Origin of the sequence: Sphingopyxis sp. FD7 (assembly GCF_003609835.1) — a bacterium.
Classification (GTDB): domain Bacteria; phylum Pseudomonadota; class Alphaproteobacteria; order Sphingomonadales; family Sphingomonadaceae; genus Sphingopyxis.
Genome location: NZ_AP017898.1, coordinates 421296 through 446396, shown reverse-complemented (window position 1 = coordinate 446396; position 25101 = coordinate 421296). Strand labels below are relative to the sequence as shown.

The 25101-nt window shown below is 65.9% G+C and carries 26 protein-coding genes and 2 tRNA genes; 14 read left to right on the top strand and 14 right to left on the bottom strand.

Annotated features, from left to right (window positions below; all coding sequences use genetic code 11):
• Window positions 1-184: 184 nt before the first annotated feature.
• The 11 genes from SPYCA_RS02085 to SPYCA_RS02035 all read right to left on the bottom strand — a co-directional run bounded on the left by SPYCA_RS02085 (window position 185) and on the right by SPYCA_RS02035 (window position 10652).
• Window positions 185-1153 (bottom strand): DUF6607 family protein, encoded by a 969-nt coding sequence (locus tag SPYCA_RS02085; protein WP_120218757.1) that lies wholly within the window; start codon window positions 1151-1153, stop codon window positions 185-187.
• A gap of 20 nt (window positions 1154-1173) precedes the next feature.
• Window positions 1174-3396, bottom strand: coding sequence for a TonB-dependent hemoglobin/transferrin/lactoferrin family receptor (locus SPYCA_RS02080; RefSeq protein WP_331852516.1), 2223 nt, complete (start codon window positions 3394-3396; stop codon window positions 1174-1176).
• Window positions 3397-4010: 614 nt separating this feature from the next.
• On the bottom strand, window positions 4011-5018 hold the full coding sequence (locus tag SPYCA_RS02075; RefSeq protein WP_120218755.1) for a PhoH family protein: 1008 nt from the start codon (window positions 5016-5018) through the stop codon (window positions 4011-4013).
• Window positions 5019-5153: 135 nt separating this feature from the next.
• On the bottom strand, window positions 5154-6491 hold the full coding sequence (miaB, locus tag SPYCA_RS02070) for a tRNA (N6-isopentenyl adenosine(37)-C2)-methylthiotransferase MiaB (RefSeq protein WP_120218754.1): 1338 nt from the start codon (window positions 6489-6491) through the stop codon (window positions 5154-5156).
• Window positions 6492-6498: 7 nt separating this feature from the next.
• The gene (locus SPYCA_RS02065; protein WP_120218753.1) at window positions 6499-7284 is read right to left on the bottom strand and encodes a lysophospholipid acyltransferase family protein; all 786 of its coding nucleotides are present in this window, start codon (window positions 7282-7284) and stop codon (window positions 6499-6501) included.
• Window positions 7256-7681, bottom strand: a complete 426-nt coding sequence (locus SPYCA_RS02060) for a Fur family transcriptional regulator (protein ID WP_011542351.1) — start codon at window positions 7679-7681, stop codon at window positions 7256-7258. Before SPYCA_RS02060 ends, SPYCA_RS02065 begins: the two co-directional genes overlap by 29 nt.
• Before the next feature lie 133 nt (window positions 7682-7814).
• Complete coding sequence (locus SPYCA_RS02055) at window positions 7815-8249, bottom strand: MucR family transcriptional regulator (protein WP_120218752.1); 435 nt, start codon at window positions 8247-8249, stop codon at window positions 7815-7817.
• A 109-nt stretch (window positions 8250-8358) separates the two neighbouring features.
• The gene (locus SPYCA_RS02050) at window positions 8359-8841 is read right to left on the bottom strand and encodes a GNAT family N-acetyltransferase (RefSeq protein ID WP_232003460.1); all 483 of its coding nucleotides are present in this window, start codon (window positions 8839-8841) and stop codon (window positions 8359-8361) included.
• The gene (tsaB, locus tag SPYCA_RS02045; protein ID WP_120218751.1) at window positions 8838-9467 is read right to left on the bottom strand and encodes a tRNA (adenosine(37)-N6)-threonylcarbamoyltransferase complex dimerization subunit type 1 TsaB; all 630 of its coding nucleotides are present in this window, start codon (window positions 9465-9467) and stop codon (window positions 8838-8840) included. The genes SPYCA_RS02050 and tsaB overlap by 4 nt, the downstream gene beginning before the upstream one ends.
• The gene (locus tag SPYCA_RS02040; protein ID WP_120218750.1) at window positions 9460-10053 is read right to left on the bottom strand and encodes a malonic semialdehyde reductase; all 594 of its coding nucleotides are present in this window, start codon (window positions 10051-10053) and stop codon (window positions 9460-9462) included. Before SPYCA_RS02040 ends, tsaB begins: the two co-directional genes overlap by 8 nt.
• 26 nt (window positions 10054-10079) lie before the next feature.
• Window positions 10080-10652 carry a NifU family protein gene (locus SPYCA_RS02035; protein ID WP_120222102.1) on the bottom strand — a complete coding sequence of 191 codons (573 nt, stop codon included), beginning with the start codon at window positions 10650-10652 and terminating at the stop codon, window positions 10080-10082.
• Between the two features lie 62 nt (window positions 10653-10714).
• Here SPYCA_RS02035 and SPYCA_RS02030 point away from each other — a divergent pair, with 62 nt between their 5' ends.
• The 5 genes from SPYCA_RS02030 to SPYCA_RS02010 all read left to right on the top strand — a co-directional run bounded on the left by SPYCA_RS02030 (window position 10715) and on the right by SPYCA_RS02010 (window position 13421).
• Entirely contained in the window at window positions 10715-11587 is an 873-nt protein-coding gene (locus tag SPYCA_RS02030) for a hypothetical protein (protein WP_120222101.1), read from the top strand.
• 75 nt (window positions 11588-11662) lie between these two features.
• Window positions 11663-11738: transfer RNA gene (locus tag SPYCA_RS02025), tRNA-Thr, on the top strand.
• Between the two features lie 164 nt (window positions 11739-11902).
• The gene (locus SPYCA_RS02020; RefSeq protein ID WP_120218749.1) at window positions 11903-12382 is read left to right on the top strand and encodes an Hsp20 family protein; all 480 of its coding nucleotides are present in this window, start codon (window positions 11903-11905) and stop codon (window positions 12380-12382) included.
• A 90-nt stretch (window positions 12383-12472) separates the two neighbouring features.
• Entirely contained in the window at window positions 12473-12994 is a 522-nt protein-coding gene (locus SPYCA_RS02015) for an Hsp20/alpha crystallin family protein (RefSeq protein WP_120222100.1), read from the top strand.
• Window positions 12957-13421, top strand: a complete 465-nt coding sequence (locus SPYCA_RS02010) for an NADH dehydrogenase ubiquinone Fe-S protein 4 (RefSeq protein WP_331852515.1) — start codon at window positions 12957-12959, stop codon at window positions 13419-13421. The genes SPYCA_RS02015 and SPYCA_RS02010 overlap by 38 nt, the downstream gene beginning before the upstream one ends.
• A gap of 16 nt (window positions 13422-13437) precedes the next feature.
• Here the strand turns inward: SPYCA_RS02010 and SPYCA_RS02005 are convergent, their stop codons facing one another.
• Window positions 13438-13707, bottom strand: a complete 270-nt coding sequence (locus tag SPYCA_RS02005) for an usg protein (protein ID WP_120218747.1) — start codon at window positions 13705-13707, stop codon at window positions 13438-13440.
• Between the two features lie 494 nt (window positions 13708-14201).
• On the opposite strand from SPYCA_RS02005, the gene groES reads away from it, so the two are divergent.
• The 7 genes from groES to SPYCA_RS01965 all read left to right on the top strand — a co-directional run bounded on the left by groES (window position 14202) and on the right by SPYCA_RS01965 (window position 20554).
• A complete protein-coding gene (groES, locus tag SPYCA_RS01995; protein ID WP_120218745.1) occupies window positions 14202-14516 on the top strand; it encodes a co-chaperone GroES in 315 nt (104 codons plus the stop codon).
• Window positions 14517-14569: 53 nt separating this feature from the next.
• Window positions 14570-16189 (top strand): chaperonin GroEL, encoded by a 1620-nt coding sequence (groL, locus tag SPYCA_RS01990; protein WP_120218744.1) that lies wholly within the window; start codon window positions 14570-14572, stop codon window positions 16187-16189.
• A gap of 677 nt (window positions 16190-16866) precedes the next feature.
• A complete protein-coding gene (gene mltG / locus SPYCA_RS01985; RefSeq protein ID WP_120222099.1) occupies window positions 16867-17784 on the top strand; it encodes an endolytic transglycosylase MltG in 918 nt (305 codons plus the stop codon).
• Window positions 17785-17827: 43 nt separating this feature from the next.
• The gene (locus tag SPYCA_RS01980) at window positions 17828-18964 is read left to right on the top strand and encodes a Kelch repeat-containing protein (RefSeq protein WP_172594955.1); all 1137 of its coding nucleotides are present in this window, start codon (window positions 17828-17830) and stop codon (window positions 18962-18964) included.
• Window positions 18961-19719, top strand: a complete 759-nt coding sequence (locus tag SPYCA_RS01975) for an alpha/beta fold hydrolase (RefSeq protein WP_120218742.1) — start codon at window positions 18961-18963, stop codon at window positions 19717-19719. The genes SPYCA_RS01980 and SPYCA_RS01975 overlap by 4 nt, the downstream gene beginning before the upstream one ends.
• A gap of 211 nt (window positions 19720-19930) precedes the next feature.
• Window positions 19931-20416 carry a 2'-5' RNA ligase family protein gene (locus SPYCA_RS01970; protein WP_232003629.1) on the top strand — a complete coding sequence of 162 codons (486 nt, stop codon included), beginning with the start codon at window positions 19931-19933 and terminating at the stop codon, window positions 20414-20416.
• A 61-nt stretch (window positions 20417-20477) separates the two neighbouring features.
• A tRNA-Met gene (locus tag SPYCA_RS01965) sits at window positions 20478-20554 on the top strand.
• 24 nt (window positions 20555-20578) lie between these two features.
• On the opposite strand, the gene SPYCA_RS01960 is transcribed toward SPYCA_RS01965, so the two are convergent.
• Both SPYCA_RS01960 and traA read right to left on the bottom strand, forming a co-directional pair.
• Complete coding sequence (locus tag SPYCA_RS01960) at window positions 20579-21472, bottom strand: DUF6118 family protein (protein ID WP_197715361.1); 894 nt, start codon at window positions 21470-21472, stop codon at window positions 20579-20581.
• 10 nt (window positions 21473-21482) lie between these two features.
• Complete coding sequence (gene traA / locus SPYCA_RS01955) at window positions 21483-24368, bottom strand: Ti-type conjugative transfer relaxase TraA (protein ID WP_120218740.1); 2886 nt, start codon at window positions 24366-24368, stop codon at window positions 21483-21485.
• A gap of 172 nt (window positions 24369-24540) precedes the next feature.
• Between traA and SPYCA_RS01950 the strand changes: the two genes are divergently transcribed.
• Window positions 24541-24846, top strand: coding sequence for a conjugal transfer protein TraD (locus tag SPYCA_RS01950; protein WP_120218739.1), 306 nt, complete (start codon window positions 24541-24543; stop codon window positions 24844-24846).
• 22 nt (window positions 24847-24868) lie between these two features.
• Window positions 24869-25096: a conjugal transfer protein TraD gene (locus SPYCA_RS01945; RefSeq protein ID WP_120218738.1), complete on the top strand. Its 228-nt coding sequence runs from the start codon at window positions 24869-24871 to the stop codon at window positions 25094-25096.
• The last annotated feature ends 5 nt before the right edge of the window (window positions 25097-25101 follow it).

Below are 25101 nucleotides of genomic sequence, written 5' to 3'. Positions count from 1 at the left end.
CCCCGCTGCGACTAACGAACAAAGTTCGTAAGTCTCGCTGCCCCTCCCGCTTGCGGGAGGGGAGACCAGCGCAACCCCTCAATGTCCGCTAACCACCCCAAAGCCGCCATCGCATCCCCCGGCACAAAATGGGGGCAGCCGTTTCCGGCCGCCCCCAGGTGCGGGCTTCACATGGTGAAGGGCGTCAAATCTTGCGCGTGTTCGCCTCGATCAGCCTGGTCGCCTCGGCAACGGCCCTGGCGGTCGTCAGCTTGCCGTCCTGAACCTCGTCGGCGATTTCGAGGAGGCGGCCGCTGATGACGGTGCCGGTGTCGGCCTTTTCGTCGATCGCGATGCCGCCCTTCGCGGCGGCAACCCGGTCCCACGCCGCGCGCACCGCGGCCCAATAATCCCTGGTCGCGGCCCAATAATCGTCGGCGGCCTTCACATCATATTGGTCATATTTGGTGTAGGTGTTGAGCACATATTCCTGGACGATCGGCACCAGCTTGCCATCCTTCGTGCCCATCTTCGTATTGTCCTGCCAGTGGATCCAGCCGTCGGGGGTCGGCTGGTGGCGGTTGATCGCATAATAGCGGTCGTAGACGGGATCCCGGACGGCATCGCGGCGCGCGAGCGGGCGCCACGTCCAGTTGGAGCGCCAGCGGCGGATGCCCGCCTGCGTTTCAAACTGGCCCCAGCCGCCGTAGCGCGGGCTGTCGTCGACCTGATAAACGGTCTGCGACCAGCGGCCGGTGCGCATCCGTTCGGGGACATCCTCCCACACCCATTTGTTGCGGTCCGAATAGACGAGCACGCGCTGGGGTTCATATTCCCAGTCCTGCCGCCAATGCTTGATGATGTGCGTCTTGCCCTCATGTTCGATGACGAGCAGGTGCTGGAGCATGATCTTGCGCCCCGTATCCTCGACGACGCGGACGACCTCGTGCCCGCCCGACGTCTTGGCGGCGAGCGGGGTGTAGCCCGCGTCCCAGCGCGTCGATTCCTGCATGTCGAACCGCACCTTGTAATTGCCCGCCATCGCGAGGATGTCGGCGCGGTCCTGCTCGAAACTGGCCGCGGCCGCCTCGGCGGCGATCGGCGGGTGCGCCGAGAGGGTGGCGGGAAGCGCGGCCGACAGCAGCAGACCCGCGATGATGGTGACTTTCTTCATGGTGCAGTCCTTTGCTCTGGTCAGAAACGGAAGCTCAGCGACGCCGATGCGTTGCGGCCGGGCTGGGTATAGGCGTCGGTTATGGTCGAACTGGCGGCGAGGCCGCGCGCATCGCTCCACCACGCATATTTCCTGTCCAGGATGTTGAAGACCCCGGCGCGCAGCGTCAGCCCTTCCACGATCCGCACAAAGGCGGTCGCGTCGAGGATGGTGAAGCCATCCGGGCGATAGCATTCGGCGGCGGTGCAGGCGCCCGCCGCGCGCGACGCGTCCTTGCGCGCGCTGTGCGTCATCACGATCTGGCCGCCGAAACGGCCGCTTTGCGGCTCGCGATAGCCGACACCGACGACCAGCTTGAGCGGGTCGATCGACGCCAGCGGCACGCGCGTCCCGTCGGGCTGGATCGAATCGCCCGTGGCATAGGAAAGGGCGAGCGTCGTATAGAGGCCGGACGACGCCCGCCCCTCGAACCGCGCTTCGGCGCCCTTGACGCGCGCACGGTCGAGATTGACGAACTGGAAGCGGATGGGATCGGCGATGGTGCCGGTGCCGCCGACCTGCTCCTGGCTGATGAAATCCTTGTAGCGCGCCGAAAAGGCGGTGACGTCGAGGCTGACGGCATCGCTGCCAAGGCGCACGCCGCCCTCGAAACTTTCGCTGCGTTCGGGGCCGAGGTCGGGGTTCGGCACCGAACGATAGGAGAAAAAGGGCGAGGTCAGATTTTCAAAGAACTGGTTGACCTGCCCCGGTTCGGGCGCCTTGAAGCCCGTCGCATAATTGGCGAACAGGCGGACCTGGTCGGTGACTTTCCACACCGCGCCGATCTTGGGCGACAGGCGCGAACCGTCCTGCCCGGCACCGGCAAAGGCTGGGAGCAGCGGATCGTCCTGCGGCGACAGATCATACCAGTCGAAGCGCAGCGCGGGGTAGAGCGTGAGGCGGCCATCGGCGATCGCGATTTCGTCGCCGACGAACAGGCCGCCGCGGGTGAAATCGGTGACCGGAAAGGCGCGTGTCGGGAAGGTTTCGCCTGTCGGCGGGACGGTGCCGTCGCGCAGCCCGCGCTGGCGCGTCTGGCTGATGTCGCCGCCGAAAACGAGCCGGTGCGCGATCGCGCCGGTCGCAAAGTCGGCGCGGGCGTCGGCCGAAGCCCCGATGACGCGGTTTTCGAACGTGTTGAGCCGCGTGCGGTCGGGAAGCGTGGCGCGATCTTCCTCGGTATATTGGCGGTCCTCGCCGTCCTGCCAGTAGAGCGCGACGCGCGCGAAATCGACCGCCCCCTCGCCCTGCCAGCTCCAGTCGAGCGAGACGCGCTTGCGCTCCCCCATGTCCCAGGCTTCGAGCCGGTCGACCGCGGCGCTGAGGCCGGTCAGGCCATTGGTGTAGAGCCGCGTGCCCAGATATTCGCCGGTCAGCCGCAGCTTGTGGCCGCTGGCGGGATCGTAGACAATGCGTGCGAGCGCAGCGTTCGAACGGCCGTCCTGCGGGTTGGGCCGGGTCCGCGCGGCGCCGGTGCCGCCGACGTCGCCCATGTTGTCGAGTTCCTGATAATCGCGGCGGGTGTAGGCGGCCATCAGCGACCAGTCGCCGCTCTGCCCGGCGAGGATCGCGGTTTCGGAAAACTCCTTGTCGGCGCTGGCGTAAGCGGCGCGGAGGAGGCCGCCGACGCTTTGGCCGTCCTCCAGGAAATCGGCGGGGTCGGCGGTGATGAAGCTCACCGCGCCCGCCAGCCCGTCGCTGCCATAGAGCGCCGACGAGGGGCCGCGCAAAATCTCGACCGACTTGATGAGGCCGAGATCGACATAATCGCCGCGCCCCGACGCCTGCGCGCCGAAGCTGAAACCGTCGGGGACGCGCACGCCATCGACCTGGATCAGCACGCGGTTGCCGCCGATGCCGCGGATGTTGAAGCTGTCGTTGCCCGCCCGGCCCGTCGCGCCCAAGGCGGCGCCGAAACGCGCGGGCTGGCGCTGAACGCTGACGCCGGGCTCGAAGCGGACGAGGTCGCGGATGTCGGTGACGAGTTCGTCGGCGATCTGCTCGGCGCTCTTGACCGATACGGTCACCGGCACATCCTCGACCCTGGCCTCGGAGCGCGTCGCGGTGACGACGATCTGGTTCTTGCGCGCGAGCCAGTAAGCGCCGTCGTCGTCCTGCGCCATCGCCGGCTGCGCGGTCAAGGCGAGCGCGAGGGCGCTGCCCATGGCAAGGCGGGACAGGAACGGCGAACGACGGCTGGTCAATTTTCTTCCCCTGATTGATTGCGATTGATTCGCAATAGCGGCGCTTTAGAAGCGCCATGAACGCGGGTCAATATGCTATTGCGAGTCGTTTGCGAAAAACATCAGAGGGAACAGCAGGCGTTACCGAGCGTCGTGCCCGGTCAGTGAGAGGGGTAGGAGCCGGCTTCTCGTTCCCGCGCGGCGGGTGGATGAGGCGGGTTTCGGCCGGTTGCTACTTTTTCCCGTTCGTATCGAGCGAAGTCGAGATACAAATCGACACCGCGCCACGCCGGGGGCATCTCGACTTCGCTCGATGCGAACGGAAAGCGGGGAAGGTCTGGAAACGACCGTTTGCGGACCTTTATTCCATCGTCATCCCGGCGAAGCCTGTCCTGAGCGCCGGCAAGGCAGTCGAAGGGGCCGGGATGACGGATGAGGGAAGGTCCGCCCACCACCCCCAAGGCCGCCGCCGCCCTAAAGCATCGTGCCATAAATCTGCACCGCCTCCCCGAGCGAAGACGAGGGGCCGTGCCGAGCGAAGTCGAGGCACCTCCGGTGCGGGCTCTCGCTCCGCTCGAACGAGCCCCTCGTCTTCGCTCGGGGAGGCGGATGATTCAGATTTCGCGCAATTTGCCCTAGCTCCCCGGCCCCTCATAGGCCTCGACGATCCGCCCGACGATCGGGTGACGGACCACGTCGGCGGCAGTGAAGCGGCTGACGTTGATCCCCTCCAGCCCTTCGAGCCGCGCGACCGCATCGGCGAGGCCCGAGGTCGCGGGCGCGGGGAGGTCGACCTGCTTCGGGTCGCCGCAGATGACCATGCGGCTGTTCATGCCGAAGCGGGTCAGAAACATCTTCATCTGCGGGATCGTCGTGTTCTGCGCCTCGTCGAGAATGATGAAGGCGTCGGCGAGCGTGCGGCCGCGCATGAAGGCGAGCGGCGCGATCTCGATTTCGCCGCTCGCGATGCGGCGCTCGACCTGCTCGGCGGGCAGGCAGTCGTGCAAGGCGTCGTAGAGCGGGCGCAGATAGGGATCGACCTTTTCCTTCATGTCGCCGGGCAGGAAGCCCAGCTTCTCCCCCGCCTCGACCGCGGGGCGCGAGAGGATGAGGCGCTGGACGCTGCCGGTGATGAGCTGCGCCACGGCCTGCGCGACCGCGAGATAGGTCTTGCCCGTCCCCGCCGGTCCCAGCGCGAAGATCACCTCGTCGCGCGCAAGCGCCTGCATATAGGGAACCTGCGACGGCGCGCGCGGGACGATCGTTTTCTTGCGCGTGCGGATCATCACCGTCGGCGTCTCGCTCGCGTCGTGGCGGATGATGCCGTCGAGCGTCGGCTGCGCCGACATCGCGATCACGCCGTCGACCATCCCGGCGTCGACCTCCTGCCCCTTTTCGATGCGGTCATAGAGATCGGTGAGGACATCGCGCGCGCGCGCGGCGGCTTCGGCCTCGCCCTCGATCTGCACGCGGTTGCCGCGCGCCGAAATATAGACGCCGAGGCGGTTCTCGATCGCGACGAGGTTGCGATCGAACTCGCCGAAGAGAATGCCCAGAAGCTGCGTTCGCTCGAACTCCGCCGTCAATCGGACGCGATCGCCGGGTTCGGCGGGGGCGGCGGCAGTCAGCGGGCGTTTGGACACGTGGGCAGGGCTCCTTGGTTCAATAGCAACCTGTGTACTCCCGCGAAGGCGCGAGTCCATCACTGATGCTCTCGAAACTCGGCGGCTGGAGATGGGGCCCCGCCTTCGCGGGGACACATGAGCCCCTGACGGGCATCAGGCGGTCGCTTCCATCAGCGCTTCGGCGCCGAGGCTGTTCGGGCCCGCGGACGTGATGCGCACATCGACCATGTCGCCGATCGCGAGGCCCGGCACGGTGACATGCACCGACTGAAGCCACGGCGATTTGCCGATCAGCTGGCCGTCGCGCTTGCCCTTGCGTTCGAGCAGCAGGCGCGTCGCGCGGCCGACGGTCGCTTCGTTGAACGCCTGTTGCTGCTCGCCCAGCAAGGCTTGCAGCCGCTGGAGGCGATCGTTCATCACCGCTTCGTCGACCTGGTCCTCCATCGTCGCCGCCGGCGTTCCGGGGCGGCGCGAGTATTTGAAGCTGTAGGCCATCGCATAGCGGGTAGCGCGGACGATCGCGAGCGTCGCCTCGAAATCTTCCTCGCTTTCACCGGGGAAGCCGACGATGAAGTCGCCCGAGATCGCGATGTCGGGGCGTGCTTCGCGCACGCGCTCGATGACCTTCAGATAGGATTCGACGCTGTGGCTGCGGTTCATCGCGGCGAGGATGCGGTCGCTGCCCGCCTGCACCGGCAGGTGGAGGAAGGGCATCAGCTTGTCGACCTCGCCATGCGCGGCGATCAGCCCGTCGGTCATGTCGCCCGGATGGCTGGTGGTGTAGCGGATACGCTCCAGCCCATCCTCTTTCGCCAGAGCGCGGATCAGCCCGTCGAGGCCGATGGCGCGGCCCCGGTCATCCTCGCCGTCCCAGGCGTTGACATTCTGCCCCAGCAGCGTGATTTCGCGCACGCCGCCTGCGATGAGCGCGCGCGCCTCGGCGATCAGGTCGGCGAAGGGGCGGCTGATTTCGGCGCCGCGCGTATAGGGGACGACGCAATAGGTGCAGAACTTGTCGCACCCTTCCTGCACGGTCAGGAAGGCGGTCGGGCGCTGGCCGCCGGCGCGCTTCGGCAGCGCGCCGAACTTGCTTTCGAGCGGCATGTCGAGGTCGATCGCCTTCTCGCCCCTTTCCGCGCGTGCGATCAGCTCGGGCAGGCGGTGATAGGCCTGCGGGCCGACGACGACATCGACGCTCGGCGCGCGGCGCGCGATTTCGGCGCCCTCGGCCTGCGCGACACAGCCGGCGACGGCGATCGTCGGCGTGCTGCCGTCGGCGCGCTTCAGGCGGCCGATGTCCGAATAGACTTTTTCGGCCGCCTTTTCACGAATGTGGCAGGTGTTGAGCACGACCAGGTCGGCGTCGGCGCCGTCGGCGGCGGGCACATAGCCTTCGGCGCCCAGCATCTCGGCCATGCGCTCGCCGTCATAGACGTTCATCTGGCAGCCGAAGGATTTGACGTGAAATGTTTTGGGGGCGTCGGATTTCATCGGCGCGCTATAGGCGATGCGACGCTGCGGCGGAAGAGCGCGCGATCTGGTTCGCAATCGCTGTGCGCGCGGCCTCGGCGAGCAGCTTGCGGTCGCCCTCGACGGCGTCGGGCAGCGGCTCGAGATAATGAATCGTCAGATGCACCGGGCGCTTGCGCGCGAGCAGCCGCTTGAAATTGTCGAGCCCCGATTCGGGATCGAGCCACGCGATCTCGTTCGCCTCCGCCCCATAGTCGAGGAATACCGGCTGGACGCGCAGCCGCGGCGGCGTCGGGATAACCGCCTGGAGCAGCGAGGGGCGAAAGGGGAGCAGGCCGTCGCCGGGGCCGGTCGTGCCTTCGGGGAAAAGCGTCACCGGCCGCCCGCGCGCCAGCGCATTGCGCAGGTCGTTGGCCTGGCTGTGAATCTCGCGCCGCGCCTCGCGCTGGACATAGACGGTGTGATTCTGGTCGGCGAGCCAGCCGACGAGCGGCGTCGTCCCGACCTCTGCCTTCGACACAAAGGCGGACCGCGCCGCTCCGCCGAGCGCCAATATGTCGAGCCAGCTGACATGGTTAGACACGAACAGCACGTCGCGCCGCAGCCGCGTTCCCGTCGTGCGGATACGCAGCCCGGCGATCCAGCCGGCCGCGTTCAAAAACGCCATGACCATCGGCGACGGACGCCCGACGGCGCGATAGACAAGATGCGGGACGATCAGAAAAAGGAGCGTCAGCACCATCAGCACCAGGCGAACGACCGTCCGCCAGGTGATCGAAGAGCGATCAGTCGCGCTTGCGATCGATGGCGACACCGTAAAGCTCCATGCGGTGATCGACGAGGCGGAAGCCCAGCCGTTCGGCGATCACCTTCTGCAACGCTTCGAGTTCGGGATCGACAAACTCGATCACCTTGCCCGTCTCGACGTCGATCAGATGGTCGTGATGCGCCTCCGGCGCGGCTTCGTAGCGCGAGCGGCCGTCGCCGAAATCGTGACGGTCGAGGATGCCGGCTTCCTCGAACAGGCGAACGGTGCGGTAAACGGTGGCGATCGAGATGCCGCTGTCGATCTTCGACGCGCGATCATAGAGCGTCTCGACGTCAGGGTGATCCTCCGATTCCGAGATGACGCGCGCGATGATGCGGCGCTGTTCGGTGATGCGGAGGCCCTTTTCGTGGCACAGCGCTTCGAGGTCGATATTGCCGGACATGCTTGCCTTTCCTGCCGATGCAGCCGCGTCTGTCGTTATGGAAACTGTATAGGCACGCACCGCCGATAGGACAAGGGCGGCGCCCCTGCGGCACCGCCCCTAGCCGCCCCGCGGAACGATTGTTCGCTGCGCCCTATGCCTTGGTCTTGCGGCGACGCCCGCCACCGCGCCCCTTGGTGCCAAGGCCGATTTCCTTCGCCAGCGCGCGGCGCTTTTCGGCATAGCTGGGCGCGACCATCGGATAGTCGGCGGGCAGGCCCCATTTCGCGCGATAGTCGTCGGGGGTCATGCCATAATGCGTCATCAGATGGCGGCGGAGCATCTTCAGCTTTTTGCCGTCCTCGAGGCAGACGATATAGTCGGGTTTGACCGAAGCGCGCACCGACACCGCGGGCACGGGCTTTTCCTCGACCACCGGCGTGCCGCCAAGGCCCGAAAGCGCCGCGTGGACATTGTTGATAAGCAGCGAAAGATCGGAAATCGCGACGCTGTTGTTGCTGACATGCGCCGCGACAATATCGGCGGTCAGTGTGACGAGCATTTCATTGGTGTCGGCTTGGTCGGACATGACACTATTCCTTATATTGGCATTCCCAGAAGTCAGGCGGGAGATTATTGCATCTATTCTTTCGCCTGGCGGAACAGTGGCACTTTGGAGACAATTCCGCAACGTCCGATCAGCTGGATCTGTCGTTCCGTCCAGAGCGACGCATCGTAATCGCGTCGCGCATCACGCCATCCCGACCGCGATAATAAGCAGCGCGGCGCCCGCATTCCGAAAAGCCCGCGCGCGCATAAAGATGAATCGCGTCATTATCGGCGCGCATTTCAAGGAAATAGTCTTCGGCGCCCTGTTCGGCGGCCCACGCTTGCCAGTCGTCCATCAACCGCTGGCCGATTCCACGCCCGCGATCGGCGGGATCGACCGCGAGCAGCAGCAGCTCGCTTTCCGGCCCCGCCATCCGCGCGGCGGAAAAGCCGCAGGCGCGGTCGCCGTCCCACGCGACCGCAACCCGCGCCGAGGGAAGCGCGAACAAGGTCAGAAGCTGCGCCGCGCTCCACGCCTCGCCATAGGCCGCGTCGAAGGCCGCCTCCATCACGCGCATCACGGCGGGGACATCGCCGACGCGCGCGGTGACAATACGAACCGTGCCGGTCATGCGCCGCTCATCGGCCTGGCGTCGGGCGCGCGGCCGTAGACGGGACTCGGCGGGCCGATCAGCGCGGCACGCGGCAGGCGCAGAAAGGCGCGCGCGTCGGGCAGTAGCGTCAGCGCGCGCCCCGTCGTCCCGCGCCGCGCCACGAAGGCCTCGGCGCGATTGCCGACGACCAGCGAATCGCCCAGCGCCACCGCCGCGTCGGGGAGCAGCGAGCGCGCCTCGGCGCGCGGCGACAGGTCGCCGGCGAAAGGCTGGACGAACCATTGGCCGTGGCCGCCCTCCATCACGACAAGCGCGCCGCCCGCTTCGCCGATCGCATCGGCCGCCGCGGCGGCAACGAGCGCGAGGGTCGAAAAGCCATGCGCCGGCACCTGCCAGCCGAGCGCGAGCGCGCGCGCGGCGGCGACGCCGATCCGCACGCCGGCAAAGCTGCCGGGGCCGCAGCCGACCGCGATGGCATCGGCGCGCCCGCCGTCGGCAAGCGCGGCGATCAACGGAACGAGCCGCTCGGCATGGCCGCGCCCGATCACCTCATGGCGAAAGTCGACGACGCGCCCGCCCGCCACCAGCGCGACCGAGCAGGCCTCGCTGGCGCTGTCGATGACGAGCGTTCGCTCGTCAGACAAGGCGATTGAAACGCTCGAAGCCCGGACGCGGGCTGCGGTCAAAGATCGTCGCGGGATCGCCATAACCGAGCGTCGAGATGAAATTGCTCTTCACCTTGGGCTGGTCGGCAAAAAACGCCTTGTCGACCGCATCATTGTCGAACCCCGACATCGGCCCGGTGTCGAGACCGAGCGCACGCGCGGCGAGCAGGAAATAGGCGCCCTGCAGGCTCGAGTTGCGGAACGCGGTCGCTTCGGCGAGCGCATCCTTGCCCGCAAACCAGCTGCGCGCATCGGTGTGCGGGAAAAACTCGGGCAGATGCTCGTAAAACTCAAGGTCCATGGCGATGATCGCGGTGACCGGCGCGGCCAGGATCTTTTCGGCATTGGCGGGCAAGGCATGGGCCGCGAGGCGTTCCTTCGCCCCGTCCGACACGCACCAGACGATCCGCGCCGGCAGGCTGTTCGCGCTCGTCGGCCCGAACTTCATCAGATCCCATATCGCGTGAAGCTGTGCTTCCGACACCGGCTTGTCGAGATAGCCATTATAGGTGCGCGCGGCGCGGAAAAGCTGGTCGAGAGCGCTGTCGGAAAGCGGCTCGCTCATAATTCGGTCTCCTGAAACGGATTGGGTCAGACGGCGTGAACCGCCGTTACCTCGGGCACATAATGTTTCAAGAGCGACTCGATGCCATTTTTCAACGTCGCGGTCGAGGATGGGCAGCCGGCGCACGCGCCCTGCATCTTCAGATACACATTGCCCTTGTCGAAACCGCGATAGACGATGTCGCCGCCGTCGTTGGCGACCGCGGGGCGCACGCGCGTTTCGATCAGCTCCTTGATCTGTTCGATGATGTCGGCGTCGGCCGGATCATCGGCAAAGCCCGCATCCTCCGCGGGCACCGAAAAGGTCGCGCTCGCGGCGTTGAACAACGGCACATCGGCGAGGAAATGATCCATGACGATGCCAAGCACGTCGGGCTTCACATCCGCCCATTCGGCGCCAGGGGCGATCGTCACCGACACGAAATCGCGGCCGAAAAAGACGCCCGTGACGTCGCCCAGCGAAAAGAGCGCGCTCGCAAGCGGCGACGCCTCGGCCTCTTCGGGGCTGGCAAAGTCGCGCGTTCCCGCCTCCATCACCGTCCGGCCGGGCAGGAACTTGAGCGTCGCGGGATTGGGCGTCGATTCGGTTTCGATCAGCATGCGGTGCATGTGGGATGCCATCGCCCTTTGTGCAAGCGCCATCGGGGCGTTAGATGGCCGCAATGCGTCGTTTCACCCATTTCGTCGCCCTCGACTGGTCGGGCGCGCGCGGCGAACGCCAGCGCGGCATCGCGCTCGCCGTCGCCAAGGGTCGCGACGCCCCGGCGCTGGTGCGGCCCGGCCATATCTGGTCGCGCGCGGAGATACTGGCGTGGCTGGAGGGTGTCGCCGAAACCGGCGCCGACATGCTGATCGGCTTCGACTTTTCGGCTGCCTTCGCCTTTGCCGACCGCGGCGGCTATTTTCCCGAATGGGACGAAAGCCCGCCCGACATGCCCGCGCTGTGGTCGCTCGTCGAGCGGCTCGCCGCCACCGACCCGCATTATGAGGCAGGCGGCTTCCTGCACCACCCCGAGGCGCGACGCCATTTCCGCCACGGACGCGGCGACGTCGGCGATCTTTTCGCGCCCGGCGCGGGGCGGCTGCGCGTCGTCGAGCAGCATCAGCGCGCAACGCGGCAGGCGGCAAGCGTCAGCAATTTCAACCTCGTCGGCGCGGCGCAGGCCGGCAAGGCGAGCCTCAGCGGAATGCGGCTGCTGCATCGGCTGCGCGGCCGGATCCCGCTCTGGCCGCTCGATCCCGTGCCGACGACCGGCCCGCTGCTCGTCGAAATCTATACCAGCCTTGCCGCGCGCGCGGCGGGACTCGCGGGCGGGCGCAGCAAGATTCGCGACGGAAGCGCGCTCGACGCCGCACTCGCCGCGCTCGGATCACCGCCCGCGGGCGTCGCCGGGCCGGTCAGCGACCATGCCGCCGATGCGCTGCTCGCCGCCGCATGGCTGCGCGACATATCGGCGAAAGCTGCGCTTTGGTCCCCCGCCCCGCTTTCCGGGGCGCTCGCGCGGACCGAAGGCTGGACCTTCGGCATCGTCTGACATGGTTGCGGCAGGGCATAATTTCCGCCGGCAGATATTTCCATCCGCCCCAAAAATGCCTAGGGGGCGCAAGACGCCGGCTTAGCTCAGTTGGTAGAGCAACCGCCTTGTAAGCGGTAGGTCGTCAGTTCGAGTCTGACAGCCGGCACCATTCGCCCATCCGCGACAGGCGGCGCGCAGCCCTTGAATCGGGCGCGGACATTCCTAATTTCAGATTGCCGGATGCCGATCCGGGTCCGGTGGACATGGAGAGCGTCGGCTCTTCCTTACCGGCGCATCTCATGCCCGAATTGCTTCGCAAAGGAGGATTTGGAGATGAGAAGCAACTTTGATTTCACGCCCTATCGGCGTTCCACGGTCGGTTTCGACCGTCTTTTCGACCTGCTCGAAACCGGGATGCGCGGCGACGCGGCCGATGGCTACCCCCCCTTCGATATCGTGCGACAGGGCGAGGACAGCTATCGCATAACGATCGCGGTCGCCGGCTTCCGTCCGGACGAGATCGAAGTGATCGCGCAGCAGAACCAGCTTACCGTCACCGGCAAGCGCGCCGGGGACGACGGCAAGGGCCAATATCTGCACCGCGGCATCGCCGCGCGCGACTTCGAGCGACGCTTCCAGCTTGCCGACTATATCGAGGTCGGCGAGGCAGGTTTCGACAATGGCCTGCTTTGGATCGAACTGAAGCGCGTCGTCCCCGAAGCGATGAAACCGCGCAAGATCGCGATCGGCAGCGGCAATTCCACCCCCGATCGCATCACATCGCGCGACGAGAAGGCCCTCGAATCCGCCTGATCGGCGCGACAAGGCCGAAGCGCCGACCGGCCCGCGGTACCAGGCGGGTCGGCCGGCGACCCTGTTCCAATGCCAGAGGAGATGATTATCATGTCACTTCGCGATCTCATTCCGTGGAGCCGACAGGAAAACCGGCTCCCCATTGCGGCGGACACGCGCGACGGCGGGGAGTATGACACGCATCCGCTGCTTTCGCTGCACCGCGAGGTCAATCGTCTGTTCGACGATGTGTTTCGTGGCTTTGGCGGCACAGGCCCGGCGCGGTTCGACCCGCGCGGCGTGTGGCCGCATGTCGAACTGGCCGAAACCGACGGCGAAATCCGCATCACCGCCGAACTTCCCGGACTCGACGAGAAGGACGTCGACCTCAGCGTAGAGGAAGGCGTGCTGATCCTGCGCGGCGAGAAACGCGCGGACATCGAAGACCGCGATCGCGGCTATTCGGAGCGAAGCTATGGCCGCTTTGAACGCCGCATCGGCCTGCCGTCGGGCATCGACCGCGAAAAGGCGACCGCGACGTTCCGGAACGGCGTGCTCTCCGTCCGCCTGCCCCGAACGGAGGCGGCGAAGAAAAATGTTCGCCGCATTCCGATCAATGGCAAGACCGCCTGAAGCCGTCGCCCGGACGATCGGGCCGATCCCCGACGACGTCCGGGCGATCGTCGAGCCGGTCCCCTGGCTCGCGTCATCGGGATCAGGTCGCAGGTTTCGTGACCGCTGGCGGGTGCGCTTCGCGCCGCGATGGGCGCCTTCGATCGACCCGCTTACGGGCTGGACCGGCGGCGGCGATCCCCTTGCCACCGTGGAGTTGCATTTCGCGAGCCGAAGGTCCGCGGAGGCCTATTGTCGTCGGGCGGGCATCCCTTTCAAAAGCCGCGGCGCGCCGCCGTCCCTGCCGCGCGCGGCAAAGCTTCCGCCCGATGATGCGATGCCGCTGTGCTGCTGGCCGACGGGACCGCACCCGCGATGCTGCGGACGCTATCCCGTCGCGCTGCGATTTGCGGCGCGGAAGGATGATGACGCGCCGCGCGCCGCATAGCGCGCCGCGGCATCGCTCACTGGACCGAGATCACGCCATCGACCGCCCGCCACTCGGCCGGGCGGATCAGTCGTTCGTGCGCGATCCGCACCGAATGGAGCGCGGCCTCGATTTCCCGCCGCCAATGGTCGAGGAAATCGAACAGCACGGGAAAGTCGGGCGCGAGATCATATTCCTGCCAGACAAAAAGCTGCAACAACGAGGGGTGATCGGGTCGGTAATAATGAATCTCGGCCGTGGTCAGCCCATAGCCCCGCAACTGCCTGGCCAACGCCGACTCGCTCATTGCGCGCGCGGACGCTCCCCGCCCCGCCAATCGGCCGCCGACAGCATCGCGCGTCCTCCGCGCAGCAGGCGGGCGCGACTTGCGCCGGGGGGCCGACGGAACCCGGACCTGTCGCAAGGCGCGGCGCGGTCCGACGTCCACCGCGCGAGCAAGGCGTGCGCGACCTCCGGCTCGAACCGCGGATGGCGCTCGGCGTCAAAGGGATGAAGAATACGGGAAAATGGCTGCGACATGATCGTGCCTCCTTCCTGTGTCGCTTCCTGTTCGCCGCCGCGCCGCGGCGGCGCAGGAGCAATTTTGGACCGGATATGAGTCGCGTCAAGAGGGTGAGCGGCCGCCGGAAATACATCGTTCTGGCACTCTGGGCCCAGGAGTGCCAAAATTTTTTCACACCCCTCTTGAAGCCCGAAAATCGCTTTCCTAGCTCCATCGTGCCGCCCGTCCGGGAAGGCGGGCGGTTCGCATCATATCGTTATGCAATCAGGAGGTTATGCATGCATTTCCGTCCCTTGCACGACCGTGTGGTCGTTCGCCGCATCGAAGCCGAGGAAAAAAGCTCGGGCGGCATCATCATTCCCGACACCGCCAAGGAAAAGCCGCAGGAAGGTGAGGTCGTGGCCGTGGGCCCCGGCGCGCGCGCCGAGGACGGCACGGTGACGGCGCTGGACGTCAAGGTCGGCGACCGCATCCTGTTCGGCAAATGGTCGGGCACCGAGGTCCGCATCGACGGCGAGGAACTGCTCATCATGAAGGAAAGCGACATCCTCGGCGTTATCGAGCGGGTCGAATCGCTCAAGAAGGCTGCGTAACGCCAGCCCATTTTGCCCAAATCGTGAAAGGAATCTGACAAGGAGGTATCCAAATGGCTGCCAAGGAAGTGAAATTTGCGTCGGACGCGCGTGATCGCATGCTGCGCGGCGTGGATACGCTTGCGAATGCAGTGAAGGTCACGCTCGGCCCCAAGGGTCGCAATGTCGTGCTCGAAAAAAGTTTCGGCGCACCGCGCATCACCAAGGACGGCGTCACCGTGGCCAAGGAAATCGAACTCGCCGACAAGTTCGAGAATATGGGCGCGCAGATGCTGCGCGAGGTCGCGTCGAAACAGAATGACAAGGCCGGCGACGGCACCACGACCGCCACGGTGCTGGCTCAGGCGATCGTCCGCGAAGGATCGAAAGCGGTCGCCGCGGGTATGAATCCGATGGACGTCAAGCGCGGCATCGACCTTGCCGTGAACGCCGTCGTCAAGGATCTTGAGGCGCACGCCCGAAAGGTCAGCGCCAACAGCGAGATCGCCCAGGTTGCGACGATATCGGCGAACGGCGACGAGGAAGTCGGACGCATCCTTGCCGAAGCCATGGACAAGGTCGGCAATGAGGGCGTCATCACCGTCGAGGAGGCGAAGAGCCTGGCGACCGAACTCGAGACCGTCGAGGGCATGCAGTTCGACCGCGGCTATCTGTCGCCCTATTTCATCACCAATGCCGAGAAGCTGAAGGTCGAGCTCGACGACCCCTATATCCTGATCCACGAGAAGAAGCTGTCGAACCTGCAGGCGATGCTGCCGCTGCTTGAGGCGGTCGTGCAGTCGGGCAAGCCGCTGCTCATCATCGCCGAGGATGTCGAAGGCGAAGCGCTGGCGACGCTGGTGGTCAACCGCCTGCGCGGCGGGCTCAAGGTTGCGGCGGTCAAGGCGCCGGGCTTTGGCGACCGTCGCAAGGCGATGCTGGAGGACATCGCGGTCCTCACCGGCGGCAATGTGGTGAGCGAAGAACTGGGCATCAAGCTCGAGAATGTGACGGTCAACATGCTCGGCCGCGCCAAGAAGATCGTGATCGACAAGGATCATACGACGATCGTCGATGGCGTCGGTGCCAAGGCCGACATCGACGCCCGTATCGCCCAGATCCGCCAGCAGATCGAGACGACGACCAGCGATTATGACCGCGAAAAGTTGCAGGAGCGCCTCGCCAAGCTTGCCGGCGGCGTTGCGGTGATCCGCGTCGGCGGCGCAACCGAGGTCGAAGTCAAGGAACGCAAGGACCGGGTCGACGACGCGCTTCATGCAACGCGCGCGGCGGTCGAGGAAGGCATTCTTCCCGGCGGCGGCATTGCGCTGCTCCGTGCGCTGAAGGCGCTCGACGGCCTCAAGGCGGCGAACGACGATCAGCAGTCGGGCGTTGACATCGTCCGGCGCGCGCTCCGCGCGCCGACGCGCCAGATCGCCGACAATGCGGGCGAGGACGGCGCGTGGATCGTCGGCAAGCTGCTCGAAAGCAGCGACTATAACTGGGGCTTCAACGCCGCCACCGGCGAATATGAAGACCTGGTCAAGGCCGGCGTGATCGACCCGGCAAAGGTCGTCCGCACGGCGCTGCAGGACGCGGCCTCGGTCGCCGCGCTGCTGATCACCACCGAAGCGCTCGTTGCCGAGTTGCCGAAGGAAGAGAAAGCCGCGCCGATGCCGGCGATGGATTTCTGATCCGCGCGGGGGTGGCGGGATGCCGCCACCCCCAATCGCCTCCGCGCGGCGGACGCGCGCAATCAGCGGGTCGGGGAGGCCGCGCCCTCCTGCGCCCATGCCAGTTCGGGTGCGATCAGCGCCGACAGCGCACCCATCAGCGGGACGATCCGCCGCTTGCGAAAATCCTGCCTCATTCCCCACCCCTTCCATCTTGCCGGACGATGATCCGGTTCCGCCCCTGCAACAGCGTGGCGACGACAGAAAATGATGAGTCCAGTCCTCTCTGAATAATAATAATACGCGTGCTATCTATATCCTTCGGTATATAGACCAGGCGCGCCTCCTGGCCTCCGTCGGCGGAGGCTGAAAACCCTCTTTCCTATATTGCGCCGTCATGCTCTAGCAGCACCGAGTTCGCCGAGGCTTCACCTGGGGCTCCGGCCCTGGGGCCGATCGACGTTCGGACAATGGCGAGCCGAAAATGGGGGTTTATCGCGACCCGAAGCGCGGCGTGCCGATGGCCCGTGAGCGGCGGAAGTGCAAAACACCCTCATTCGCAGGCCGCCGGAACCGAATGTCGATCGCCCATAAAGCCGCAGAGGACACAAAAGGCCGCCGTGCATGCGAGTCTTTGGTGGCTTCAGGCGGAACCGCAAGATTGACGGGAGATAGGTGTGCATCCGTTCCGCTGGCTGATGGTCGCGATCCTGACTTTGATGCTCGCCGCCTGCTCGCCCGGCGCGCCGAAAGACGCCGAAATTGTCATCCCCAAAGGCGCGAGCATCGCCAGGGCAGGCCAGATACTCGAGGATGCGGGGCTGGTTTCGGCGTCGAGTTTTCGCAATCAAGCCCGTTTTTTCGGATCGGACGAGCCGATCAAGCCCGGCGAATATCGAATCGAAAAGGGGATGGATGCGGGCGATATTCTGAAGCTGCTCCAATCGGGCAAGACGATCCAGCGCCTGGTGACGATTCCGGAGGGCATGCCTTCGATCATGGTCTGGGAACGGCTGATGGCAGAGGAGCGTCTGACGGGTGAAATCCCGGTGCCGGCCGAGGGCAGCATCCTGCCCGATTCCTATGCGTTCACCACGGGCGAAAGCCGCGCGGCGGTGGTCGCGCGGATGCAGGCGGCGATGGACAAGGTCTTTGCCGAATTGTGGGCGAAACGCAGCCCACGCGCGGCGGTGAGGAACCGCAACGAGGCGATCACGCTTGCCTCGATCGTCGAAAAGGAAACCGCCGTCGCGGCCGAGCGCCGCACCGTTGCGGGGGTCTATACCAATCGCCTCGCGGTGGGGATGCGGCTTCAGGCCGATCCGACGATCATTTATCCGATCACCAGGGGCAAGCCGCTCGGCCGCCGCATCTTGCGTTCCGAAATCCAGGCGGTGAACGACTATAACACCTATGCGATGGCGGGGCTGCCCAAGGGGCCGATCGCCAACCCCGGCAGGGCTTCGATCGCCGCCGTGCTCGACCCCGAAGCGAACGACTATCTCTTCTTCGTCGCGCGCGGCGACGGCAGCCATGTCTTTGCGCGCACGCTCGCCGAACATGATGCCAATGTCCGGAAATGGTATGCGCTCCGTCGCGAACGGGGGGAGATGTAGGCGCGCCGCGAAAGGGAATAATGGGAGGATGAGGATGCGAACTTTGGCGATCACACTGGCGCTGGTCATCGGGCTGGCCGCCTGCGCGGCGAACGGCGAGGGGGCGGCCAATCCGCAGGCCGCCGACGTTCGTTTCGAGGACGGGCCGCGCCTCGGCGCGCCGCGGGCGACCCATCAACTGATTGCGACCGCAGACGGCAAGCTGCTCGCCATCGGCGGCTGCGTGCGTTCGGGTTGCGACGTCGGGCCCGCCAGCGCGACGGTCGACATCATCGATACGGCCAGCATGGCGCTGGTCGGTCGCGGCCGCCTGCTCGCCGCGCATGTCCAGCCATCGGCCGTCGCGCTGCGCGACGGCCGGGTGCTGATCGCGGGCAGCTGGATCGACGGGCGCCCGGCCACGTCGATCGAGATATTCGATCCCCGAACCGGCAAATCGGTCGCGGGACCGGCGTTCGGCGGACCCCGGGTCAATGCCGCCGTCGTCGGGCTTGCCGACGGACGGGTTCTGATCGTCGGCGGCTATGACGGCCAGGATGCGCTCGGCGATGCGCTGATCTTCGATCCCGCCAGCGGAACGCTGTCGGCGGCGGGCAGACTCGGTACGCCGCGCGCAGGAGCCAGCGCCACCTTGCTGTCCGATGGCCGGGTGCTGGTCGTCGGCGGCGGACGCGCCGAACGACGCCCCCGGATCGCCCTTGCGAGCGCCGAAATCTTCGACCCGGCGACGGGGCGCTTCGAGGCAGCGGGATCGCTGGCCGAAGGGCGCTACAAACATGGCGCGGTCCGGCTCGACAATGGTGACGTGCTCGTCGTCGGCGGCTCCGATGGACGCGATTCCGACGGCAAGTTGCGCTCGGTCGAACGGTACGACGTGGCCGCGGGCCGCTTTGTGCCCGCCGGGCAGTTGCTCGCCGGACGCTACAAGCTGGCGGACACCCTGCTTGTTCTGCCGGGAAACCGTGTGCTCGTGGCGGTCGACGATCTGGCGCCCGAGATTTTCGATGTTGCGAGCGGTCGCAGCAGCCGGGTCGACTATGATCTCGGCGATCGCTGGAACTTCATGGCGCTGGCGCGCGTCGATTCGCGACGCGCGCTGCTGGCCGGCGGATACAGCGAAAAGGGCATCGACCCGACCGATCGCAGCTGGGTCATCCATCTGCCGACGGGGGCATCGTGACCACTGCCAAACTCTTTCTCCATGGTGTGCCGGACAGCCCGGCGATCTGGCGGCCCCTGCTCCTTGAACTCGACCTCGGCGACACACCTGTCGCGGCGCCCGCGCTCCCCGGTTTCACCGCGCCGCTCCCCGCGGGCTTTGCGGCGACCAAGGAAGCCTATGCCGACTGGGCGGTGCGAGAGGCCGAGGCGCTGTTCGCCGCGCACGGACCGATCGACATCGTCGGGCACGATTGGGGCGCGCTGTTCGCGCAGCGCGTGGCAATGCTGCGCCCCGATCTCGTTCGCAGCTGGACAGCCGCGAACGCGGTGATCGAACCCGAGTATCGCGGGCACCGCATCGCGCGCATCTGGAACACGCCCGTCCTCGGCGAACTCTTCATGGCGCTGAGCCAAGCCGACAAGCTTGCCAGGGGGCTGGCGGCGCAGGGGATGCCAGCCGATATCGCCGCGGAGGAGGCGGAACAGTGGAGGAACAAGGACAAGCGCCGCGCAATACTGAAGCTCTATCGTTCGGCCAGAGGCTTGCGCTTCGCGCATGATTGGGCGCTCGACATTCCGAAACTTCCCGCAAGCGGCGCGCTGATCTGGGGGGCGGGTGATCCCTATGTCGAACTGACCGTCGCACAGCGCTATGCCGCGAGCACGGGCACGCCGCTGACGGTGATCGACCGGGCGGGCCATTGGGCGATCGCCGAACGCCCGGCGGCGGTCGCCGCGGCGCTGCGCACTTTCTGGAGTGAGCTTGATACCTGATCGGATCAGGCGATCAATCTGACCTGATTAATCGATTGGATCGCTGCGCGGCGGCCGGTTAGGCAAAAGGCATCGGGAAAGGATGTTCCCCATGGGCACTGGCAAGCGCGGCACGACGCGGCCTTTCCCTGCCGATCCCGAAAACAGCGATCCGGACACCCCCCCTCCCGTCCGGTTCCCTGGGGCCGCGCCCATCATCGTTACGGCAACGATGGGCGCGGCAGACCAGCGTTGGTTCGACGCGTTGCGCGCCGCGCATTTTCCGCCCGAACGCAATCATCTTGCGGCGCATGTCACGCTGCTTCATCAGTTGCCGCCGTCGGCGCTGGATGAACTCGACCAACTGCTCCGCCGGATAGCCGCCGACACGCCGCCACCACCCGCGATGCTGGGCGCGGTCTATTCGCTGGGTCAAGGCGTCGCTTTCCACATCGACAGCCCCGATCTGCTGGCGATCCGGGCGCGCATCGCCGACCATTTTTGGGGGATGCTCACGGCGCAGGACCGGGGGACGCCACGGCTCCACATCACCGTCCAGAACAAGGTCACGGCCGCTGCGGCGCGCATTCTGCTCGCCCGGCTGGCGGCGGACTTTCGCCCGCGTCCACTGGCGATCACGGGCATCGCCGCGCATCATTATCGTGGCGGCCCCTGGGAAGCGGCTTGTGCTCGCTTTTTCCGGGGCTCACGCAGATGATATTGACCGGCGCGGCGAGCCTGCCTATAGGCGCGGCTCGCCCGAAGCGGCAGCCCCGTGGGGCGGAGTAGCTCAGCAGGTTAGAGCAGCGGAATCATAATCCGCGTGTCGGGGGTTCGAGTCCCTCCTCCGCTACCATTCAAGTCAATTATCGCTCTGTTTTCAAAAGATAAAATGACTTTTCCGGAAAATCGAAACCACATTTGTTCCCACATTTTGTGCGGGTCGGAATGGGCTGTTATGCTCCTCTGTGGGCCGTTGCGCGGCCCCCTCTCGCGTTGTTGCTGTCTTCCTCTCTGAGCTGTCCGGACGAATCTTGAGGGTGCATCGCACTGGCTGCTGCGAGGTTGCAGCGGTCTTCCGGCAAGCGTCAATGGTATCTCGGTTGTCGCGCTGGATGTCAGCGGCCTGCACCAGTGCATTCCATGCCTCAGGGCGGTCGCTTTGCATCAGCCGTGCGCCTGCGTCCCAACGTGAGGATGTGCCAACCAGCCGCGCGGCTATGCGCTCCGGCCAGTGCCAGCTTTCGGGCATGGCACGTGCGATGGTGCCGGGAAGAAATGACCATAGCATGACGCCTGCCAGCAATGCTCCGCCCGCCACTTGGTAAAGCTGCTGCCGCTGCTCGGCGGCGGTGCGCGCATGGGCCGTGACGCTGCGCATCTCCTGAGCGGCGTGGATCAAGTCGCTCCGGGCCTGACTGATCCTGTCCTGATCGCTGCGCCGCGCTGATTCTGCTGTTGCGGCGATCCGCTGACCAATGCTCTCAGGTGTCATCTGCAATGCTGGATGGCGCGCCATGCCCTTCAGGCTCTCGCTGATCGCGCCCATTCGCTTGAATAAGTCGGTCAGGGTCGCACCGTAGTCGGGGATGACAATGTCTGCGCGTTCGGCGGCAAGGTGCTGCACCGCCCGGCGCATCAGGGCCATCTCGCCCTCAAGGCGGGCAAACGCCTCGGCGGCGGGATCGCCTGCGGTATCCGGGGTGAGCGGATCAGGGTCGGGTTCCGGCTCAAGGTCCAGGGTCAATTCCACGTCATCCGTGTCGGTATCCATTGTGTTTCTCCTACAGGCCCAGACCGATTGACCGGCTCCGCTCCATCGAGATGGAAGCGGCAAGGTCGCGGGCCAAATCGCGACCGAGTTCTGTCTTGATGCCAAGTTCGCGGGTGCGAGCGCGCAGCAGGGATTCAACCTGCGCGTCGCGCTCCAGCCCCTTCGCCATGTCCGTCATGCGGTTGGTGAGGCTTTGCACGCCCTTGCTGTCGCCATCGCGCTGCATCGCCTGGCGCGCCTGCCCGATGCGCTGCCAGTCGCTGACAAAGCGGTCTGCGCGCTGCGCTGGATTGACGCGGATTTCAGCTTCGAGCTGCATGGCCCGGATCGCGCCCTGGCTGCGACCATCGGCGGCATCACGGGCCAACGAGGGCTGGCGCTGCAAGGCGCTGGTGAGATCGGCTGTGCCATGGGGCCGGATTGCGTCGAGCGCCTTTCCGGCCTTCTCCAGCGCGTCGCGCTGGTGTGGCAGGATCGGCAATCCCTGCTCGCGCATTTGTCCGATATCGGCGGCGGCGCGAGCGTAGCGTTCAACGGCCCGGCGCTGATCGGAAAGACCAACCTGTTCGGTGGGCAGCGCTTCGAGCCGGTTGGCCAGCGGACGGAAGCCTGAGAAGATCGACTTCGCCCGTTCCGGCAATTGCCGGGCGATCTCCACGATACGTTCGCGGAAGGTGATGCCGCGCCGTTCGGCGAATTGCTGTTCGGGTTTGTAGTCGCTCGCCATGTCCTTGCCGCGCTCGCGGCTGAGCGTGCGGACAAGTTTGGACTGATCGGCGAAGTCGTCGCGCCCATAATGCAGGGCAAGGCCATCACGGTGGCGGGACATCGCGACGTAGGCCCCGTGGCTGTCCATCCCCGGCGTTGCCAGCACATGTGTGCGGTCCACTGTCATGCCCTGCGCCTTGTGGATCGTCGCGGCGTAGCCATGATCGAGGTGAGCATAGTCTTTTGTGTCGAAGGCGACGTTGCGGCCATCGTCGGTGCGCACGGCCACGCGCTGCGGCGTCACCTGCTCAATGGTGCCCAGTGAGCCATTCTTGACGCCCAGGCCCCGCTCATTGCGCAGGAACATGATGCGGTCGCCGCTGGCGAACAGACGCTCGCCGCGCTCGGCGCAGATGGTCACTTCATTGCCCAACTCGCCATTAGCGCGCAGCTTTCCGCGTGCCGCGTCATTGAGTTCGCGCACTTCGTCATTGGTATGGGTGAGGATTATGCGCGTATCGCCGGGGCTGGCCTGCCGGTCCCGATCCCAGCGCTCGATCAGCTCGCCGCGTGCAGCTTCTCGCGTCTCACCTGCGTGGATTATGCCGCGTTCGCCATAGTCCTGAATGGCAAGTCCGGTGCGCCCCGTGGCAAGGTGCCGCGTGGCATCCTGCTGCCAGCCTTCGTGCTGGCGGCGCACTTCGCTGATTTCGACGCCGCCGTGCCGTTCATGGATCGCGCGAAAGGCTGCTCCGGCTTCGATGGCCTGAAGCTGCTGCGGGTCGCCAACAAGCACCACTTTTGCGCCAGCATCGGCGGCATGGGAGAGCACGCGCTCCATCTGGCGCGTGCCGACCATGCCTGCCTCGTCGATCACCAGAACGTCGCGCGAAGTGAGCTGTTCGCGGCCCTGGCCCCACTGGTGCTCAAGGCTGGCTATCGTGCGTGATGCAATACACGAACCGTGTTCCAAGCCCTCGGCTGCAATGCCGGATAGTGCTGCGCCGCGAACTGTATAGCCCGCGCTTTCCCAAGCCTCGCGCGCAACGCCCAGCATCGCGCTCTTGCCGGTCCCGGCATAGCCGACGACAACACTGAGGCCGCGATTATCGGTCACATGATCGAACGCCGCGCGCTGCTCGCCGGATAGCACCAGCCCGCGCTCCGCCGCGCGCGCCAGCGCTCCTTCCCGGCCACGATCTTCGACCTGATGCCGCTCGCGTTCGGCCAGCAACTCCGATGCGCGCCCAAGCCTCTGTTCGGTCTCGATCATCTGGCGCGATGTGAACCGGTCTTCGCCGCGACCGTCCTTCCCAAGTGCGATCAGGTCGGACGATCCGCGCACCGCGCTCATCGCCAAATCGAACTGCTCCTTCCCGTCGCTGTGCCGATGCACGAACATGGCAAGATCGCGTGTCGTGAAGGTGGCCTGGCCGTGCGTGATCGCATCCAGTGCGACAGCGGGATTGGCGATGATCCGTTCGCCATTGCGCTGCGCGACGGCGCGGTGCTCTTCGATCCGTTCGGCCTCAAGCCCGCGCACCCCCATGCGCGATGCGGCGGGACCGATCTTGTCTTGCGGCTCCAGCGCAATGCCCTGCGCCTCCAGGCTGCGGTGATCGATCCGCGCATCGATATCGAGTTCGGCAAGGCGCTGGTTGACGTGATCGGCCCAGCGTTCGCGCCATTGCTCGACCAACTCCGCCTTGTTCCACTCGCGCACCTTCGCGCCGAAGCCATCTTTGCCGACTTCGCGCATGGTGAGCATGACATGGGCATGGGGCTTGGGCTGGTCGCCTGCGCCAATATCCCAATGGACGTTGAGATCGGCGATCATGCCCTTTTCGACGAATTCTGCCTCGGCAAACTCCCGCGCCAGCTCGACGCCCTGTTCCTTGGTAAGTTCACGCGGAATGGCGAATTCGACCTCGCGGGAAAGCTGCGCGTCCTTGCGTTTCTCGGCGGCTTCGGCCGCGTTCCAGAGTTTTTCGCGGTCGGCGAATTCCTCCGGCGCGCCTTCCGGCAGCAGCACTTCGGAATGGACGACCCCGTCCTTGTTGGTGAAGTCATGATCGCGGTCGAGCCGTTCGTCGTGCAGCCGCTCAGCCCCGCGATAGGCTGCGGCGGCCACGGCGCTGCGCCCGCTCGACCGGCTGATGACTTTGACGGAGAGATGGAAGATCGCCATGACGGCAATCCATCTACGCCACCAAGCGCACGTCGGCACGACGTATAAGCGCGCCCTCCCATGATAAAATCCTGCTCGGGACTATTCAGTATCAGGCCGTCTCGACGACTCTACAGCATTGGGAGAGCATCGATATTATCATCAGCGCATCACCCCACAATGGAGAACTTCGATGCGCAAACCCCGCGACTTTGATTTGGAACTGAAGGCGCTCGCAGACAAAGCGAAACAACTGAAGGAACGCCGCGTGCAGCAGCTAGGCGAACTGGTGATCGCCACCGGGGCCGATGCGACCGATGCGGAAACGTTGGCCGGTGCGCTGCTCGTCATTGCGGAAAGCAGCGATGCCCAAAAGAAGGAGGCGTGGCGCAAGCGGGGCGCGGCCTTCTTTCAAAGCAAGGCGCGCAAGCGTGGCGATGGACCTCGAGGCCAGCCGGACGGCACTCTCCCGCTTGACGGCGGCGCGGCATCGGCTTGAGGCACGAAAGGCACGCACTGACATGCGCGAATGGCAGGTCAAGCGACGCGAACGCACGCGGCAACTGATCGAACTTGGGGGCCTCGTCGTGAAGTCTGGGCTGGTCGAACTTACCGACGATGATCGCGCCACGATCTACGGCGCGTTCCTCACGGTTGCTGCCAAGCTGCGCGGCGAGGAACGGGAGCAGGCGCTGGTGCTGTGGAAGCGCAAGGGCAAGCGGGCGTTCGAAGCCGAAAGCAGCTCATAGGCGCA